Origin of the sequence: Vibrio plantisponsor (assembly GCF_013041605.1) — a bacterium.
GTDB classification, from domain to species: Bacteria; Pseudomonadota; Gammaproteobacteria; order Enterobacterales; family Vibrionaceae; genus Vibrio; species Vibrio plantisponsor.
Window position 1 is genome coordinate 1 of record NZ_JABEQC010000021.1, and the last position, 16,829, is coordinate 16,829.

Here is a 16,829-nt window from a genome sequence, read left to right on the forward strand (position 1 = left end):
AACGGAGAGGAGGTTCAGCAGGTCAACGGCATCGTTCGAAGTTTCAGCCAAGGTGACACTGGGCACTCGCATTCTTACTATTCCGTCACGCTAGTTCCCTCATTAGAGCGTTTGTCGCTGCGCCAGAATTGCAGGATCTTTCAGTTAAAAACAGTTCCTGAAATCATCACCCTGTTATTGAATGAAATGGGCATCAACGATGTTGTATTTACCTTAAAACAACCCAAAAAGAAGCGTGAGTTTTGTGTTCAATACCGTGAAAGTGACTTGGCTTTCGTGCAAAGACTCGCAGCAGAAGAAGGCATCGTTTACCACTTAGCCCATAAAGATGGTAAACACACGTTATTTTTTAACGATGACAGCAATACTCAGCCAAAGCTCAATACGCCAATTCCTTACAATGCTGCCGCTGGTGGAACGGCGGATTCCTCCTTCGTTTTTTCTCTCATCAAGAGTACTCAATCCGATGTTTCTGAGGTTCAGCTTTCAGACTATAGCTTCAAAAAGCCCGATTATCTGTTCCGCCAAACTAGCACTGGCACTGAGTTGGATGACCAACAAAGATACGAACACTTTGATTTTCCAGGACGATTCAAAGACAACGAAAACGGCAAAGCTTACAGCCAAGCCCGCTTAAGCTTTTTGCGCAGAGAAGCGAAAACAGCAATTGCGAAAAGCAATGAGCCAGCACTTCAAGCGGGATATAAATTTGATTTGGAAGAACATCTGGACGATACCAATAATCGAGATTGGCTGGTGGTTTATGCTCAACATTCCGCAACCCAGCCACAAGCACTAGAAGAAGCTGGTGGACATGGCGCGACCACATACTCAAACCAACTCAAACTGATTCCTGCACACATACACTGGCAAGCTACGCCAATGGCGAAACCTCAAGTTGACGGCCCCTGTATTGCCACCATCGTCGGGCCTGAAGGCGAAGAAATTTTCTGTGATGAACACGGACGAGTAAAACTTCACTTCCCATGGGACAGATACTCCAAAGGAGACGAATACAGTTCTTGTTGGGTTCGTGTATCGCAAAGCTGGGCTGGAAGCCAATACGGTGTCATAGCGGTTCCACGCATAGGGCATGAAGTGATTGTTTCATTCTTAAATGGCGACCCTGACCAACCTATCGTGACAGGGTGTACCTATCACGCAACAAACACTCCACCCTACTTGCTGCCGGAGAACAAAACCAAAACCGTTATCCGCACTGAAACCCATAAAGGGACAGGATTCAACGAGCTCAGTTTTGAAGACCAAGCCAACCAGGAAAAAATCTATCTTCATGCTCAAAAAGATTATGAAGCCGATGTTCTCAATGATCATTCAACCCACATAAAACACGACAAGCACTTAACGGTAGATAACGACCAATTTATCCAAATAAAAAACAATCAACACACCACTATTGATGGTGAAGGCAGGATAAAAATCTCGCAGGATTCGACGCAAATAATTGAAGGCAGCCATCATCATAAGGTCAATAACCTCTACGCCGTGAGCACTGGCAATGAAATACATTTCAAGAGTGGAGCCAAAGTCGTTATTGAAGCTGGAGCCGGAATCACACTAAAAGCAGCTGGAAGCTTTATAAAAATAGACGCTTCCGGAGTAAGTGTTGTTGGGCCTGCGATTAATTTAAATTCCGGCGGTAGTGCTAGCAACGGAAGTGGGTTTAGAGAAGCAATAGCGACACTGCCTAACAATGTTGAACCTGTACCAGCTCCTGAAGTTGCAACCCTGCCGGTATTTACACCAACTCAAATTAGTAAGACAGGTGGTTTAGCAAAACCTTGTAAGAAGGAAGTATAAGATGGAAGAAACACTTCATTTCCATCAATGGATAAAACAGCAAGAGCATAGAACCATTTACGCTATAGTCGACCCATATTCTGAAGAATGCCCGCTCAACGCCTTTTATGACTGTGATGGATTAGACGCTGCTCCTTTACTAACGCTAGAACAATTAACCAATCCAGAAGATGGACCTTGGCTGCTGCCTACTAATGAACAATTCTTACTTTGGTGGGAGCAAAATACACATTCTCACTGCGGTATTTTGATCTCTACAGATCAGCCAGTTCAGACTTTCCGCCGTCACTTCGCAAGTCTGTATCAAGCAATACTGCTGGGAGAATTGGTCTTTTTACCCTTTTATCGTCCAGAATATTTGTTCTCTCTGCTACTCAAGCTCCATCCAGATGAACGGGATACTTTATTGTCAGGGAACTCCGTCTTACTGCGTTCTAATGAATGTTGGCATGGCTATATATCTAATACTTTAACTCTACAGCAAGAGAAGAACACTCCATGGTGGCGCATCAAAGAGCATCACTTAGATAATAATCCGAACGTTCCCCTACTTGCTCACAACGTTGAAAGTTGGCTTTGGCAGTATCAACCAAACTTAATGATTAAGCTGCTAGAAGACAGCCCAGCAAGTTTTTCTGAAGTGTTTAGCAACCATTTTTATACAACTAGCAAACCTACGCCACTAGCTGAAAAAGTGGTTACAGCGGCTCTAAAGACGCTTTTCAGCAACGCCGTCACACAGCACCCCGAAGTTCATCACATCATCGACTCCTTAAAAGATGAAGAGCTACTTTTCGCTCTGAGAAAAACATTTAACCAAATTCAAGGATATGCGTAATGCCTACTGAAATGTTTAACCACTGCCTACTCTGTAATCCAGAAGTGAATTGGTTAGAGGTGGAACTTCGCAGCGAAAGAAACGAACCAATTACTGGATTGACGGTGAGAATTACCAACCCATCTAGTGGCCAGACACTGAAAAAAAGCGCGCCACAAGGAAGAGTGCGGTTTGAAAACATTGTGGCGGCGGAATGGGTAGTTAATGTTGATACCGACACTCTGTTATCCAAAGTAGAGCAGTACGCCAGCCGTAAGGACAATGAAGATTCCCCTGTGCGAACGTGGACTAAGGAACAGAAAGATTGTTGCGGAAATCCCAAAGCTTATTATCACGTGACGGTAGGCGATCTCTGGGAAAGCCCACCGAAGGACAGTTTCCTTGTTGAAAATCATGGTCCCTCGAAGAAAAACTATCGGGACGAATCTAAGGGGTTTCGAACGAGCCATAACCGCTCATCGGTACTTGAGATCAAAGCTCTACGCAGCTATATGCCCATGATAGTCGACACAGACGAGTTCAGTCTGGTGAATAGTTACACCTTTGCTCTGTTGTCTCAGCAGGCTTACGGTAACAATGATTTTGGCGACTCCAGAAATAAGACGTATCCACAAGGCAGTCATACGAATCTTTTAAAGACGTTGCAATCTCGACAGCGTCCAAGTCATGCGGCAGATAGAGAGGTGACTTGGCTACTTGATGAAGTGCCATACTCTCAAGCTCTAAAAGGAGAGTTTTATCATGATGATACGATTGGATCAGAAGGGTACATTTTCAGCAATGATAAGATAGCCATTATTGGTGTAAGGGGGACGGAGACTTACTTCACTAAAGATGATGTGTTTCAGATTGGGGATTTAAAGGTAACGCCTACAGTAATGAATAAAGCATTCCCCTTTATGAAAATCACTGAAGTTGTAGACGGTGTGATCGCAGCTGTAGGGTCACCGGGCTATCAGGATGTTATGACCGACATTGATGCGTCTCAGGAAGCTCCACCGGAGTTTGGGGGAGCGTATGTGCATCGTGGTTTTTATCAATATGCTATGGGGCTTTGGGATATCGTTAGGTTGAAATCTCAATTACTTGAAAGCAAGAAAATATATATATGTGGTCATAGTTTAGGTGGTGCAGGTGCTTTGTTGCTTGGTTCATTAATTCAAGATACGTATGTTACTTCGTCTCTGCGCTTATATACATATGGAATGCCGCGAGCGGGTACATATAGTTTTGTGCAGCGCTATCATTCAATAGTGCATTACCGTCATGTGAATAATCACGATGTAGTACCTCAGGTGCCGATGAGATGGATGAACACCAACCCCGATGAGAAAAGCGGACAATCGTCATTTAAAACGGCGTTGTCTCAGTCAGCTAAGGTCTCAACACCTAGCACATTCGCTTCAACGTTTGCAATCCTATATCTTTGGGACTCGCTCAAAGAGAGAGTGGTAGACAGTGATGATGACAACTACCAGCATCATGGTAGTTTGATTCAGCTATTAACTTTTAGTCAGGCCAAACACTATCCTGAGGCGGTGAAACAAGTGTTGCTCACACACCGACAAACACACATATCAAGCTTAACATTGGCTTCAAACAAGTCTAATGATGCCTACCTTTTGGCAGAGACGCTGAGTCATGACCATATAGATATCAACGGATATAAGACCACGATTAAAGAATCGGGGGCAGACCATGCCTTAGGTGAGTATATCCCTAATTTCAAACAGCAATTAGCCTTGTTGCTAGAAGATAAATCGACACTAAATTATCAAACAGCCTTACAAACTGTACTTAATACTGAGCAATTGTTAATCGACGTTCATAGCGAACTGGAAAAAGATGAATTGAATGCCTTAGCGATGCAGTACATTACTAGAAAAGATCCTGCGGCTCATATTCAGAGAGAGAATTCTCGTTCACAGGCATTGTTTGCAATACGCCAAGAGAAAAAGTTAACCGAAAAAATCACCTTAAATGTACAGCGGGTAAGAAAGGAGCTTGAAACTCTAATACAAATGCCGGAACTATTATCCAGTGAGACTTTGTTATTTGGTGATCAAACTGCAGAAATCGAACTAGTGAGAGAGCAAATACAATGAGAACACTCAAACGTATAACACCTTTTGCACTGATTGCAATTGTGGGTGGGATGTTAGTTTACTATTTTAGCCCACCATTAGAGAAAACTTGGGGTGCAAATGGTGAGCCTTACATGGTTATTGCAGGGAAGAAACCCGCTGATGCGAGTATTAGTGTTCGAGTGAACTATTTTGGCCGTGGGGAATCCTGCTCTGGTTGGTCATGGAATGCGGGCAGTGGTGAGGTGAGGAAAGGGATTTATAACCAGAGCTTTAGGTTTGAGCACAATTTTTCAGAAGATGAAACGCGTTACGAATTAAGGGTGCCTTATAAGCCCAGAGAGCCAGAAAAAAACTGCATTACGACCTTATCAGATATGGAGGTTGAGCTCACTAACGCCTTTGATACCGTGGGATTTGCGAATATACGCATTAATAAAGCAGGAGAAGATTACTACAACAAAGCTCTGGATGTTAATGTGAAAATTGAAGCAAAAGACTGTGATGCATATATAAAACAAGGTGTCGTTAACAAAATATGGTTTGGTGGCTTGGGTTGTTATTTCTATTTTGATGGGCAGAAAATATCTGAAAAACCAGAATATAATGCCGGACAGGCTTATTTCGATTTCTCTCAGTTTAATGACGACACCGTAATTCATTATGATATTTTGGCTGGCGAAAATTATCGTAGTGAGCCATTAGACCCACAAACGGGAAAATAAAAAAGTTCGTGGTAGCAAATTAAATGAAAGATTGGAGTGATAATCAGAAGGCGTGGAATGGTAACCTGAAAATATGGAGGCTTATTGGTGTTCTCGTGTTAATTAGCTGCGCATACTGGATAGTAAGTTACGACTATACCGTCCCACCTAAAAGCTCTATTCGTATCGCCGGTGTGAAACCGATCGATGCAAATATAAAGGCGTGGGCGAATTACTGGGTAACAGGCGATGACTGCCAAGCATACTCTTACGATATGTTTGGTCGTAAAGCTTACCGAGGAGGGAAAAGAACAGAGCATTTTGCGCAGAATCACGCTGATGAGTCGAATCGTTATGAGTTGAGAATACCCTACCAAACCTATATAGATAGCCAGAATTGTGTTGTTGAACTACGAGATATAACGATTGAAGCAAATAACGAATTTGATAAGTTTGGATTTGCTCAGTTACGTATTTATCAGTCGGGTGATGATTATGACAATAAACCAATTGTTTTAACTTCAATAGTTGAAGCAAAAGATTGTAATGGGAGGTTATATCAATGGTCTAAAGATATCTGGAAAGGGATTATTGGTTGTATCTACGTTGTCAATGACAACGAAATATCAAAACAGTCTGAAACAAATGCTGTAAGTGTTTATTTCGATTTCTCTCAATTCAATGACGACACCGTGATTCATTACGATATTTTGGCTGGCGAAAATTATCGTAGTGAGCCATTAGATCCACAAACAGGAAAATAACATGGTGCTTCGGAAGCAAGTACAATGAGAACACCTTTTGCACTGATTGCAATTGTGGGTGGGATGTTAGTTTACTATTTTAGCCCACCATCAGAGAAAACCTGGGGTGCAAATGGTGAGCCTTACATGGTTATTGCAGGGAAGAAACCAGCTGATGCGAGTATTAGTGTTCGAGTGAACTATTTTGGCCGTGGGGAATCCTGCTCTGGTTGGTCATGGAACGCGGGCAGTGGTGAGGTGAGGAAAGGGATTTATAACCAGAGCTTTAAGTTTGATCACAATTTTTCAGACGATGAAACAAGTTACGAATTAAGGGTTCCTTATAAGCCCAGAGAGCCAGAAAAAAACTGCATTACGACCTTATCAGATATGGAGGTTGAACTTACTAACGCATTTGATACGGTGGGTTTTGCGAATTTACGCATTAATAAAGCAGGAAAGGAGTATTACCACAAGCCGTTGGATGTAAACACCATAATTGAAGCCAAAGATTGTGATGGAAAATTATATAAATGGTCTAAGGATATTTGGAAAGGAATTATTGGTTGTATCTACATTATCAATGACAACGAAATATCAAAACAATCTGAAACAAATGCTGAAAGTGTTTATTTCGATTTCTCTCAGTTTAATGACGACACCGTAATTCATTACGATATTTTGGCTGGCGAAAATTATCGCAGTGAGCCATTAGACCCACAAACGGGTAATTAATATTTTTCGGTGGAAATAAATTCAATGAAAGAATGGAGTGATAATCAGAGAGTATTGAATGATAACCTGAAAATATGGCGTTTTTTTGGTAATGCTGTGTTAATTAGCTGCGCATACTGGATAGTAAGTTACGACTATACCGCCCCACCTAAAAGCTCTATTCGTATCGCCGGTATGAAACCGATCGATGCAAATATAAAGGCGTGGGCGAATTACTGGGTAACAGGTGACGACTGCCAAGCATACTCTTATGATATGTTTGGCCGTAAAGCTTACCGAGGAGGTAAAAGAACAGAGCGTTTTACGCAGAATTACGCTGATGAGTCGAATCGTTATGAGTTGAGAATACCTTACCAAACCTATATAGATAGCCAGAATTGTATTATTGAATTACGCGATATAACCGTTGAAGCGTATAACGAATTTGATACCGTTGGATTTGCTCAGTTACGTATTTATCAGGCTGGAACAGAGTATTACAATAAACCAATTGCGTTAAGTTCAAAAATTGAATCAAAAGACTGTGATGCATATATAAAACAAGGTGTAGTTAATAAAATATGGTTTGGTGGCTTGGGTTGCTACTTCTATTTTGACGACAAGAAAATATCTAAAGATCCAGAATATAATGCTGAGCGAGTTCATTACGATTTCTCGCAATTTAATGACAATACCGTAATTCATTACGATATTTTGGCTGGCGAAAATTATCGTAGTGAGCCATTAGATCCTGCTACGGGGAAATAATATTTAAGTACATCGAACACTCGCTAGCGATGGATATTCTTAATAACAACCTGCCCCTTTATCGCTGTAGTGTTAAATAAAAAGAACCTGCATTGTCGGCAGATTCTTTTTGCTGATATAAAACGCTCACTATTTATAAGTTTCAAGCTTCAGGTGTGCCAAAGTGCAGCGTTCACACTTCCAACGCTTGGTAGGAATATCGATTACGTCCATCGTGTTTGGATTGATATAAAGCTTTGTCTGCGGCACTGACAACATCAAGAGGAGCGATAGTGCTAAAGTCACATTGCATGGGTTCTAAAGTAGAGAAACCCACAGAAACCGTCACGATTGGGTAGATAGCTTCCGGTGCATGCTTAATCGCTAAATCAGAAATTGTAGACATTAAGCTACCGATGAGAACGTCAGCCCCTCTCTTATCCGTATTTGGCAAGATTAAGGAAAACTCTTCCCCTCCAAAACGAGCAGCAAAATCCGCAGGACGTTTGGTAATTTTGTTCAATCCCCTTCCAATCGCTTTTATACAGTCATCACCCGCCACATGACCAAAATAGTCGTTGTACTTCTTAAACTCGTCGATATCAATCATCACGATAGATAAAGGTTCTTGTTGCCTGCGCGCACGCCTAAACTCGATGTCTAACTGTTCATCAAACGACAACCGGTTAGCTAGCCCAGACAAACTGTCTGTATGTGCCAGCTTGTTCAGTTGCACAAGAGCTTTATGGTAAGCGAGATGGGTTTGCACTCTAGCAGCGACGACACGCGGTTTTAAGGGCTTAGTGATAAAGTCGGAAGCACCAGCATCAAATACTTTCTCTTCGAAACCTGTTTCAATCTTACTGGTAATGAAAAGTACAGGGATACTCGCCGTCTCTACATCTTGTTTCAGCATGATACAGAGCTTAAGACCATTGATATCTGGAAGCTCCACATCCAACAAAATTAAGTCGGGACGAGTGCCATTGATCATCTCCAAAGCTTGAGAAGCGGTGGAGGCAAAACGAATTCGACCAATATCTTGCAACACTTTATGTAACGCGATAACAACGGAACTGTCGTCATCCACAATAAGGATCTCAGGAAATTTTTCTTCCAACAGCTTATCCATTATCATTCCTTGAAATGAGTACAAAAGGCTCTAACACCTCTTTAGCTTCTTTGAAATTCAATCGTTTTGTTGAATCCAACAATAAATTAAATTTATCGCGTCCTAATAAATTGAATAAATGTTCTTTTTCTTGTTCAACCCATGTTAATGCATTTAAGTCTTGTTGGTTAAACATTTTCAACAACTCAATAGCGGCATCGAGTGACGCTTCACTGTCTATCGTTGTAGGAACGGTTGATATTTCCTGGCTTTGCTTCCATTGCATGATTGCAGCTTCAGACGCAGTGTTGAGATCGCTAAGTTCTGATGCCAGTTCCTGCATGATATTTTCTGCGTTTGTCTCTGGCTCTCTTAAGATGTTTTCTGCGGATGACGCAAGCTCATGGAGGCGTTGTGCACCAACCATTCCCGCGGAACTACGTAACTTGTGCGCTTGTGCAGCCAAGCTCTCGCGAATCTCGGGATTATCTAAACTATCGGCACCGATAGCTTTATCCGACAATAAGTTTTCATTATCTTCTAACAAATGCTGCAGCGTATTAAAAAACAGCTCTTTATTGTTCATTAACAGCTCTTTAGCTTCTGTTAAATTTAATCCTTTAATCGAAGGCCAACCGTCTTCTGGTTGCGAAGGCATATCAATAAAATCGGCTTCAATGTTCGTTCCCAACGGTTTCGATATGTGACTTCTTAAAACACTGATTAATTGCGCCGGACTGATAGGTTTGGTTAGAAAATCGTTCATTCCGGCCTCTAAAGCACGTTTACGTTCTTCAACCAATGCACCTGCCGTTAAGGCGATGACAGGAAGTTCCGTCATACCTAGAGATTGACGGATATGTTTCGTTGCAGCTAAACCATCCATCACAGGCATTTGAACATCCATTAAAACAGCATCGTAGTTTGATGAACCATCTTTCAGTTTATTAATCGCTGCCTCGCCACTATTCGCGGTTTCTACGTCAGCGCCAGCTTGGGTCAGAAGATATTTCGCCACTTCCAAGTTTGTTTCACTATCATCAACCACCAAAATTCGCGTATTACTCAACCATTGTGCTTTTATTTGACCAGTCATCGTTGCGCTTAAAACACGCTCTACATCGCCAGTGAAACGACACACCGTATCATTCACGGCATCAAATAGCGTTGATGCACAAACGGGCTTTTGCATTAGATGGGCAATCAACGGATTAGACTCCAACTGAGCCAATTGTTGCTTTTCGCTGTCTGCAAACATTAACACGGCTGGTAATTTATCTTTTCCGATATGGTGCGCGAGTTTCTCTAGCGCTTGAACGCCATCAAGTTTGGGCATGGTCCAATCAACAATCAAAGCATCTGGTAGACGCAAACCTTGCTCTTGCCTTTCAATAAAGAGTTCGACTAGCGCGTTTCCGTCATTCACGAGATCTGCTCGCCATCCTAGAGAGCGAGTAAGCGCCATAATCTGTTTGGCTTGCTGTTCGTCATCTTCAGCCACAATGAGATACAACATTTGCTGCTTTTGTAATCCGGCCAACTTCATTTCGTCCACAGAAATAACGGGGAAAGGAATATCAGCCCAGAATGTTGAGCCTTCCCCCTCCGCACTTTTTACCGCGATTTCCCCGCCCATAAGTGCTACAAGCTGACTGACGATAGATAACCCTAATCCAGTACCGCCGTATCGTCTGGTGGTACTGGCATCCGCTTGCGAAAAAGGTTTGAAAAGTCGTGATAAGTTTTCTTGTGATATTCCCACGCCAGTATCGGTTACAGAAAAACGCACTGTCGCTTGAGGCTTATCATCAACAGTTGCCGTACCTCTTAGTTCGACCTTAAAACTGATCTTTCCAATGTCAGTAAACTTAAGCGCATTACTTAGTAAATTACTCACTATTTGCTTCAACCGTAAAGGGTCAGCTTCGACCCAATCTGGTAGATCGCGCGATAGAACTAAAGCAAATTCAAGTTTTTTCTGTTCGGCTTGAATAGCAAACACGCCGCTGATTTCATCGGAAAAATCGCGGAGGTTAACTGGCAACGACTCCAAAGCCATCTCATCGGCTTCAATTTTGGACAGATCCAACACGTCATTGACTATGCCTAGCAACGATTTCCCCGAAAGGCTGATTTTGTCGATTAGCAGACGTTGCGATTCTGTCAGTGACTCATTGGACAGTAAGTGGGTTAACCCAATGATCGCGTTAAGTGGTGTCCTGATCTCATGACTGGTGTTGGCCAGAAAAGCGCTTTTAGCAAGAGTGGCGTTCTCTGCTTCCAGTAATGCCTCCTTCAGTTCTTTCTCTATTTTTAGTCGTTCAGTGATATCTCGCAGCGAAACGGAAACAAGCAATTCCTCTTCCATAGGAACCGCACTTAAACTAATTTCCACTGGAAACTCTTCACCACTGCCTTTCAAAGCAAATAACTGTCTGGAGGGGGCCATGCGACGATTTTGAGGACTACTCATGTACGCTTTTAAATACATACTGTGTGCGCCCCTAATTTCTAGTGGGATAAGCTGGTCAATCGAATTGTTTTCAAGTCGACTCCTCGGTAAACCAAAAACTTTCTCAGCTTCCGCATTCACCATTTTAACTATGCCGCTTTGATCCACAATCAGAGTTGCTTCAGGAGAGGATTCCAGTAATGCCTTAAATCTTGATAATTCTTTGGCCTGCTGGGTTTGTAACTTGTAGTTCCATTTCTCTCGCTGCGATACCAAAGCATTTCTCCAAATCCAATATTGGATCACAACACTTGCAATGACCAAAAATAGAATGGCAAAAAAGAACACGATAATTTGCCAAGATATGTGGATGATAAATGGTAATTTTGTGCTTGTAGTGTAGATAGTCAGATGTCTGGGTGAAGTGGAACTCTCTAAATTGAACATAGAATCAACGGCCCAAATATCACCGCCATCACTTGCATATTCATTAACCGCAGAGGTAGAGATAGCCAATATGGTCGGCTCTACAGGGCGAAATTCTGTACTCCATTTCAGTGCCTCCCCTCTCTCAAACGCGAAGGATTTACTTGGCTCAGGGTGCGCAATGAAAAAACCGTCACTGTTCGTTATGTAAGTTTGAGTATCAGTACTATTCCCTAAAGTGATATCACTTAATATTGCAGTCGCGTTTAAGTTGATAATGATGATTCCAAATGGCGTCCCATCAACAAAATATAGAGGAGTTGAGAAACGCCATACAGGGCGATGAGGATTCTCTATCGCCCCGAACTCTCTATTGAGATTAATATCGGATAGAAAAACCTTACTGGCTCCTACACTCAACGTTTGTGAAATATAGGGTTCTGAACTTTTATCCTGAAGAGCAACGTCATCAAAAACAATAAGATCACTGCCCTCTCTTTGTACTTTTACCTGTTCTCTCCAATTATCTTCTTTGGTGATAAGTCTCACTTGAAATACTTCATGAGATGTCTGCATATAAGCTTTGAAAATCTCGACGATACGTTCGCGCCACTGTTGTTTTGAAGAACCATCGATCAAAGGCATATCCTGACTTGCCATTTCCAATATCGCTTTGACTGGTGGCGTATTGGCGAGAAAGAGCGTGTCACGACTGTATTGCGCGGCTATTTCCTCTAGGTTTGACTTCACTTCATAATTTTGGCGAGAAAGCTGACTCTCTAAGTCGACTTTTTGCTTCTCCAGCATCAGCCAACTGATTAACAAAAACACCCCTAACATGCTAACGATAGCTGCAGGCCAAGTTTTTCTTACACTTGAACTGCGCATAAAATGCAAAACACTTTGTACTCCCCTATGAACTTCAAAGGTTTCATCAAAATCGGTACCTGTATTTGTGCGTAAAAAATTGACGCCCAGAACTAAAAGGAAGGTTAACCCCATACCGATGATGATAACCCATTGAATATCCCAGCGATTGGACATATAAGCCCCATCGTTAGGGATAATTTCCAGCTTCCATTCCTGCCCCATTACGTTAATTACACCGACCATTTTGTCTTCCAAATGCAGTTTGGAGGCATGGCTATCACTGACATAAAACGGGGTTGATTCTCTTTGATTGCTCAGCTGGATTTGCGCATGGTCTATGACTAAAGACAATCCGGACAATACATCGTCAATGATCAAAGGAGCATATGACCAACCGACGACGTTCTGCTCTCTAGCTTCTGGAGTCTGAAGGGTGGCATCGCTAGGGAAAATAGGCAGCATAATTAACACGCCACGTCGGGCTTTTTTATCCGCCTGAACCAACGTAATGGGTTCACTCAAATACGCACCATCTTCTCTTGCTGATGCTAATGCCGCATTTCGGCGATTTATTTCAGAGCCAATATCTAGCCCTATAGCCTGTTTGTTAGGAGCGATAGGATAGATATATTGGATGATAAAACGGTCACCATCATGGGGATTCAATGAACGGACAGAGAAATCCGGCATACCGTCTTGGCGAGCCATTTCAACAAAACGCTGTTCTTGCTCGACAGGCACTCGTCTAATAAAGCCAAACCCAAGTGCGCCGGGAAACTCTTGAGAGATATCACGCGTCCCAATATAGTTTTCAAACTGCTTGCGAGTGATTTGATCTGGCCCCGCTGTAACCACAGCTCCACGAGTGGCACGCAGTCCATATTCATAGAACGCAAATCGCTCCTGAATAAGTGACTCAGCTTGCGTCATAAGCGTTTTTATATGGGCTTTATCATCTTCTTGGTTTTGATAGTGAAGCAGTATCGCAATTAAGGCTGTAAGTAATGTGCCAGCACACAGAGGAAGCCAAGCGGATAAAACATTGAACGTTTTGGTCAGGGTAAATTTCATAAGGCACAGTCCAATTCAAATTCATCGGCCAATAAAGATCGAGAAAATGATCTCGCAGACGTGGAATCGCACCAAAGGCTTTTAACCGACATTTGAAATGGCTGGGTGCTAAAATTGACTTCACCATCACGTAAGCACAAGAGCCGTTGTTTTACTGAATTATGATCCAGTAATGCCTGAGGAAAATACTTACCCTTTGACAACATGCTCTCTCCTTCTGCTAGACACGCGTAAAATCAAAGCCGCATCACTCAACATGCCATATGTTAAAAGTGTAGTTTAGAAAAATTGTATGGCCTGAAATTGGTTATCTAGCACTTTTGAATGAGAAGAATCAACATCCTCAGTATCCAAAGACTAACGCTCTAGAAATGCACATAAGGCTTGATTAAAAACCTCCGGCTGATCCATTAAAGGTAAATGCCCAGCGTCTTGAATCCGAATAAGCTCCGCATTAGGTATTATCTGGCTCGCTCTTTCTCCATATTCGCTAGAAAACAGCCTGTCGTTTTCACCCACTATTACGAGGGTCTGATGAGTTATGTGAGCAAGTAAATCCATAGGTATTGCTGATACAGCGGCCCCTCTACCTTGAGTAAAAGCCTTTTTACCACCGGACTTCTTAAGTACTTCAATAGAATAGTGAATATGACTCAGGTCTCTGCTCTCTGGACGAGACAATAAATATTGAGAATTAAAACGACTTGCAATCAAAGATGGAAAACTGTTCATCCAAATCATTCCCAGCATTGGCCAAAACGAAGGCCGTGCGCCCAACCCTCCAGAGTTAACAAGTACTAACTTATCCACCATGTCTGGATTGTCTAATGCAAACTGAATAGCAATAGCACCTCCTTGACTTAATCCGACAAGATGTACTTTTTCCTCCCCTAACGCCAATAAAAAGGCTTTCAACCAACCCGAAAAATAGGCTCGGTCATAAAGTGCGTCTGGCTTATCCGAATCTCCATAACCGACAATATCTGGCGCTAGGACACGAAAATTTCTAGCAATGGCATCCATTGAGGGATACCAAGTGACCGCTCCTGCGCCTGCTCCATGCAGTAATACAACGGGAAAACCGTCTCCAGTAGTTAAATAGGTCGTCCTGATCGAATCACAGGTCAACACCTTTTGAACTACTGGCCGACCTATTTTTTCAATCAGTTTTTGTCTGTGATTAATCTTTTTCATCACATGCTCCTATTTAAAATATTCAGAAATACTAGAGCTTCAGCTTATTGATGATGATTTGCAGCGTAGACAGTTCTTCTTGATCCAATAGAGAAAATATTGAGTCGGCAGTGTGTTTAACAGTAACTAAAGCATCTGTTAGCACTTCATGACCAACATCCGTCAAAACCACCAAACTTTGGCGCGCATCTCTGGGATTACTCTCTTTGAAAACTAGATGATTTTTTTCCATAGGTAGCAATACCCTTGTTACACCAGATGCAGTAAGTCCTATTTTTTCAGCCAAATGCACACGACTCAGTTTGCTTTCATAGGCTGAATGCAGATGATACATGATGGTAAATTCAGTAAAGCTAACCCCATGAACACTAAGGGATAAGTCCAATTTTTTACTTAGCAGTGAACCTATAAATGCCTGTTGCGTGATAATTGATATGTTGTCCACTTCTGTTCCTCTCGCTTATTTAATTATTGCAAGATAGTTGATCACTCAAGTATCTTGCAAGTTTTATTTTTGGATATAAAGCAATAAGAACCTAGGTAAGAAAGGGAAAGAAGCACAGCCATTAAGGTATTTGTTCTACGCAGAAGGCTGATGCGGCAACAAGAATGAGCTTGTCTAGTTCTGAGTGAGTAACACGGGGAATTATGAATTTCTAATTAGCTAAAATAGCAGAGGGGATACGATTCCCCCTCTGCATCAATGGAAGCACTATGGCTTACTGAACTTTACTTAGATCGACGATTGGCTCATGCACTTGCTGCACTTTTTTACCATTCAGAAGTTTATTCACATCTTTAACCGCACTATCCACTTCTGCTGAAGAAGACAATACCGTATACGTTAGATCAAAATGTTTGCTTTCTCCTGCATGAATCGTCGGGACTAGGCCTAAAGGACGTTGGAACTTGGTGTTGTAGGCGTAACTGGTACCCGGTTCAATTCCCGTAACATAACCTTGTTGTAAAGTATCTGTGTTTTTCCAAATCGTCAGAACTGGCAACTGGCTGGTATTGTATTGCATTGATACACCTAGGTTACCCGCCTTGTTATGTAACACCGCTAATGTGTTTCCGCTCTTATCTGCGACAGGTTTTAGATTGTAAACCATCTCATCATACCCTTTAGTTGGGCCTAGGTAAGTTTGCCAATCTTTCAAGCCTTTATCTGCATAGCTATTAAAGGGAGAAATTTCACTGGCAGCGGCATACACTTTTGCACCTTTTTCTAATATTGGGCTGCCAAAGTTAGAGTGATAAATAATTTGGTATTCATCGTCGTAATCAGATTTGTTGGTCAAAGTATCATTGAGCGAGAAGCTGTTTTCTCCCGGTGTAATAGAAAACGATGTTTTTGTTACTAGCTCTGCTTTTTTAAACGTTCTTTCCGACACTTCACCTTCAACAGTAATAGTGTGTGGAGCCTCGTCGCTAATAATGACTTTAATTGTCGAACTTGGCGTATTTTGAACTCGACCATGTAAACTAAGTAGTTGACCATTGTCGTCCACACCAGGATGCCCAGTCCATTCATAACCACAACGCACCATCATTTCGTTGAAGCCATCCAACCAAGCCCGTTACGACTTTCCAAATCAATGTAGGCTGGGTTCACAATTTCTTTTACTGGCGAGTCCCAGCCTAACACTCGTTTGCCATCTTTCTTAACGTCAAAAATCCCCATACCTCTGGTTGGTACTAAGGTCACTTCCAGCTCACCATTCTTTATGACAATAATGTCAACGCCTTCTTGCTTACCGCCATGTAAGCGCACTTTTTCTATGCTAAAAGGGATATTTCCAAAACCAAGCTTTTGGTTCGTAATTTCCCAATTTTCAACATAAGTATTCGTTGCGGTATCGGTTAGGGTAAATTCTGCTGCTGTAGCATAAAGCGGTGCAACCAAAGTAAGAGCTGCAATGAGTGGTTTTATTTTCATAGTTTGATCCTTTAAATATTTTTTCTGACATTTAAGCTGAATCGTTTCAGCTATCAAAATTGCAGACAAAAGTTTTCGGATCAAAGTGCTGAACAAATAGATGTGATTCAGTTCC

11 protein-coding genes and 1 pseudogene are annotated in these 16,829 nt (G+C 42.1%); 7 read left to right on the top strand and 5 right to left on the bottom strand.

The window, feature by feature from the left end:
• From HKI82_RS19540 to HKI82_RS19570, 7 genes are all read left to right on the top strand, one after another.
• A partial coding sequence (locus tag HKI82_RS19540) for a type VI secretion system Vgr family protein (protein ID WP_171138924.1) occupies positions 1 to 1,821 on the top strand: 1,821 nt, incomplete at its 5' end.
• A 1-nt stretch (position 1,822) separates the two neighbouring features.
• The gene (locus HKI82_RS19545; protein ID WP_171138925.1) at positions 1,823 to 2,659 is read left to right on the top strand and encodes a DUF4123 domain-containing protein; all 837 of its coding nucleotides are present in this window, start codon (positions 1,823 to 1,825) and stop codon (positions 2,657 to 2,659) included.
• Positions 2,659 to 4,764 carry a lipase family protein gene (locus HKI82_RS19550; RefSeq protein ID WP_171138926.1) on the top strand — a complete coding sequence of 702 codons (2,106 nt, stop codon included), beginning with the start codon at positions 2,659 to 2,661 and terminating at the stop codon, positions 4,762 to 4,764. Before HKI82_RS19545 ends, HKI82_RS19550 begins: the two co-directional genes overlap by 1 nt.
• A complete protein-coding gene (locus tag HKI82_RS19555; protein WP_171138927.1) occupies positions 4,761 to 5,468 on the top strand; it encodes a hypothetical protein in 708 nt (235 codons plus the stop codon). The genes HKI82_RS19550 and HKI82_RS19555 overlap by 4 nt, the downstream gene beginning before the upstream one ends.
• A gap of 23 nt (positions 5,469 to 5,491) precedes the next feature.
• A complete protein-coding gene (locus HKI82_RS19560) occupies positions 5,492 to 6,211 on the top strand; it encodes a hypothetical protein (protein WP_171138928.1) in 720 nt (239 codons plus the stop codon).
• 24 nt (positions 6,212 to 6,235) lie between these two features.
• Positions 6,236 to 6,925: a hypothetical protein gene (locus tag HKI82_RS19565; protein WP_171138929.1), complete on the top strand. Its 690-nt coding sequence runs from the start codon at positions 6,236 to 6,238 to the stop codon at positions 6,923 to 6,925.
• A 24-nt stretch (positions 6,926 to 6,949) separates the two neighbouring features.
• A complete protein-coding gene (locus tag HKI82_RS19570; protein ID WP_171138930.1) occupies positions 6,950 to 7,672 on the top strand; it encodes a hypothetical protein in 723 nt (240 codons plus the stop codon).
• A gap of 172 nt (positions 7,673 to 7,844) precedes the next feature.
• On the opposite strand, the gene HKI82_RS19575 is transcribed toward HKI82_RS19570, so the two are convergent.
• The 5 genes and pseudogenes from HKI82_RS19575 to HKI82_RS19595 all read right to left on the bottom strand — a co-directional run bounded on the left by HKI82_RS19575 (position 7,845) and on the right by HKI82_RS19595 (position 16,714).
• Positions 7,845 to 8,783, bottom strand: coding sequence for a diguanylate cyclase (locus HKI82_RS19575; protein ID WP_102940714.1), 939 nt, complete (start codon positions 8,781 to 8,783; stop codon positions 7,845 to 7,847).
• Complete coding sequence (locus HKI82_RS19580) at positions 8,776 to 13,581, bottom strand: CHASE domain-containing protein (RefSeq protein ID WP_171138931.1); 4,806 nt, start codon at positions 13,579 to 13,581, stop codon at positions 8,776 to 8,778. Before HKI82_RS19580 ends, HKI82_RS19575 begins: the two co-directional genes overlap by 8 nt.
• Positions 13,582 to 13,938: 357 nt before the next feature.
• Positions 13,939 to 14,775 carry an alpha/beta fold hydrolase gene (locus tag HKI82_RS19585; protein ID WP_171138932.1) on the bottom strand — a complete coding sequence of 279 codons (837 nt, stop codon included), beginning with the start codon at positions 14,773 to 14,775 and terminating at the stop codon, positions 13,939 to 13,941.
• Between the two features lie 31 nt (positions 14,776 to 14,806).
• Positions 14,807 to 15,220, bottom strand: a complete 414-nt coding sequence (locus tag HKI82_RS19590; RefSeq protein WP_171138933.1) for a MarR family winged helix-turn-helix transcriptional regulator — start codon at positions 15,218 to 15,220, stop codon at positions 14,807 to 14,809.
• 274 nt (positions 15,221 to 15,494) lie between these two features.
• Positions 15,495 to 16,714: pseudogene (locus HKI82_RS19595) on the bottom strand (aldose 1-epimerase family protein).
• Positions 16,715 to 16,829: the final 115 nt, after the last annotated feature.